The organism is Streptomyces sp. A 4/2 (genome assembly GCF_940670765.1).
Lineage (GTDB): Bacteria > Actinomycetota > Actinomycetes > Streptomycetales > Streptomycetaceae > Streptomyces.
Window position 1 is genome coordinate 1 of record NZ_CALNVW010000038.1, and the last position, 2990, is coordinate 2990.

Annotated in this window: 1 protein-coding gene; it reads right to left on the reverse strand. The window is 68.4% G+C overall.

What is annotated here, in order from left to right; genetic code table 11:
• A partial coding sequence (locus tag NBY69_RS27990; RefSeq protein ID WP_284349434.1) for a type I polyketide synthase occupies nt 1–2932 on the reverse strand: 2932 nt, incomplete at its 3' end.
• Between the last annotated feature and the right edge of the window lie 58 nt (nt 2933–2990).

The following is a 2990-nucleotide window of genomic DNA, read 5'->3' on the forward strand; positions in this document are numbered from 1 at the left end:
GATCGGAACTCACACCCACCGGAGTCCACGAGACCTCGTACTTCAGCCGGTCCACCGCCGCACGCTCCTGGCGACGCTTACGCCACGCGGAAAGCGCCGGAAGCGCTTCGCTCAGCGAAGACCCTGCCCCCAGCCCGAGCTCTGCGGCAAACAGATCGGCATCACCCCGCTCGACCGCCTCCCATATCTCGGCGTCGGCACCCACACCAAGCTCCGCCAGGGCAGCGGGCTTCACACGCGGCCAGTAGCGCTCGCGCTGGAAGACATACGTCGGCAGGTCGACGGCGACCGCACCCGTGGGCGCGTAGAACCCCTGCCAGTCCACCGGACAACCATCCACCCACAACCGGCCCAACCCCATCACCGCAGTCAGCGGCTCCGAACGCTTACGGTGCAGCAACGGCACCGCAAGCACGTCATCACCACAGGTCTCACCGACCGCGCCCACCAGACTCGCGTCAGGACCAACCTCCACGAACCGGGACACACCCAGGGCCTGAAGCCGGGTCACCGCATCCGCGAACCTGACCGTCCCACGCACCTGATCCACCCAATACCGCCCCGTGAACTCCTCCACCAACTCACCCGTCAGCGTCGAGACCACAGGAATCTGCGGGCGATGTATCTCCATGCCAGAAGCCACATCCCCGAACGCCTCCAACATCGGATCCATCAGGACCGAATGGAACGCGTGACTCACCTCCAACCAGCGCCCCTCACGGGCGGACAGAGACGCAGCGACGGACTCAACAGCCGTACGCTCGCCCGACAGAACCACCTGGCCAGGAGCGTTCACCGCAGCGATGGACACACCCTCGACCAGAAGCGGCGTGACCTCCTCCGCAGACGCCCGCACCGCCCACATCACACCCCCCTCAGGCAACGCCTCCATCAACCCGGCACGCGCCGCCACCAAACGACACGCATCCCCCAGAGACAACCCACCCGCCACATACGCAGCAGCCAACTCACCCACCGAATGACCCACCACATAATCCGGCCGCACACCCCACGACTCCACCAGCCGGAACAACGCCACCTCGATAGCGAACAGCGCAGGCTGTGCCCAACCCGTCCGCCCCAACGCCACCCCGTCCCCGAACATCACCTCACGCAGCGGACGGTCGAGCAGCACGTCGAAATGCCCACACACCTCACCCAACACAGCACCGAACAACGGGAACGCCTCAGCCAACTCCCGCCCCATACCAACCCGCTGCCCACCCTGACCCGAGAAGACGAACCCGGTCAGTCCCTCACGTACCGTTCCTGAGATTCCGGTCCCAGCCGATGCCGTTCCCTCGGCCAGTTCCCGGAGTCCGGAGCGCAGTTCTTCCGTGTTCGTGCCGAGTACGACGGCACGGTGTTCAAGGCCCGAGCGGGTCGTCGCCAGTGACAGGCCCACGTCCACGCCCGCAGCTCCCCGCACCGCGGAGGCCAGCCGGGCCGCCTGTGCGGGCACAGCTGCGGCGGTCTTCGCCGAGACCAGCCACGGGATCACCGGCAACGCGACACCGGGGACAGCAGCCTCCGGTGCGTCGGCAGCCGCGTCCTCGTCGTCGGGTGTCCCGATCGGAGGTGCTTCTTCGATGATCACGTGTGCGTTGGTGCCGCTGACGCCGAACGCGGACACACCGGCCCGCCGCGGCCGGTCCGTCTCCGGCCAGGCCCGACCCTCGGCAAGCAGTTCCACCGCGCCAGCCGACCAGTCCACGTGCGACGACGGCATACCCACATGCAGCGACTTGGGCATGGCCCCGTGGCGCATCGCCTGCACCATCTTGATGACCCCGGCCACACCCGCCGCAGCCTGGGTGTGACCGATGTTCGACTTCACCGAACCCAGCCACAACGGCTCACCGTCCCGGCGGTCCTGGCCGTATGTGGCGAGCAGCGCCTGCGCTTCGATCGGGTCACCCAACGACGTACCCGTACCGTGCGCCTCCACCACATCCACATCGGAGGCCGACAGCCGGGCGCTAGACAGGGCCTGGCGGATCACTCGCTGCTGCGAGGGACCGTTCGGCGCCGTCAGACCGTTGGACGCACCGTCCTGGTTGACCGCCGAGCCTCTGACGACTGCCAGCACCCGCCGGCCATGACGCCGCGCGTCGGACAGCCGCTCCAGTACGAGAACGCCCACGCCCTCGCCCCAGCCCGTACCGTCCGCATCGTCCGAGAACGCCTTGCACCGGCCGTCCGTGGACAGGCCGCCCTGCCGGGCGAATTCGACGAAGGCCGCCGGTGTCGACATCACCGTCACACCACCGGCCATGGCGAGAGAGCACTCGCCGGAGCGCAGCGACTGCACGGCCATGTGCAGCGCCACCAGCGACGACGAACATGCGGTGTCCACGGTGACCGCCGGGCCCTCAAGGCCCAGCGCGTACGAGACCCGGCCGGACAGGACGCTGCCCGAACTGCCGGTCATCACATAGCCGTCGACGCCGTCGGCAGCCGACAGACGGGTGTCGTATCCGGACGGAGAACCGCCCACGAAGACACCGACGCGGTCGCCCTTCAGGGACAGCGGTGCGATTCCGGCGTGCTCCAGCGCCTCCCAGGAGCACTCCAGGAGCAGGCGCTGCTGGGGGTCCATGGCCAGGGCCTCGCGCGGCGCGATGCCGAAGAGCCCGGCGTCGAAGTCGGCGACGTCGTGAACGAATCCGCCCCGGGTCGATGCGTCGACGCCCGGCAGTCCGGTGAGGTCCCAGCCGCGGTCCAGCGGTACCGCACCGAGGGCGTCGACGCCACCGTCGACAAGCTCCCACAGGTCGTCCGCGGAACGGACGCCGCCCGGGAAACGGCAGTTCATCGCCACGATCGCGATGGGTTCCCGGGCCGCGTCCTCCACCTCACGAAGACGCTGGCGCGTCTCGTGAAGGTCGGCCGTTGTCCACTTGAGGTAGTCGCGAAGCTTGTCCTCGTTCACTTACGGACCGTCTCCTGTAGGCGTCGCCACGGGAATCGGTAGCTTCGGCGCACCCGCC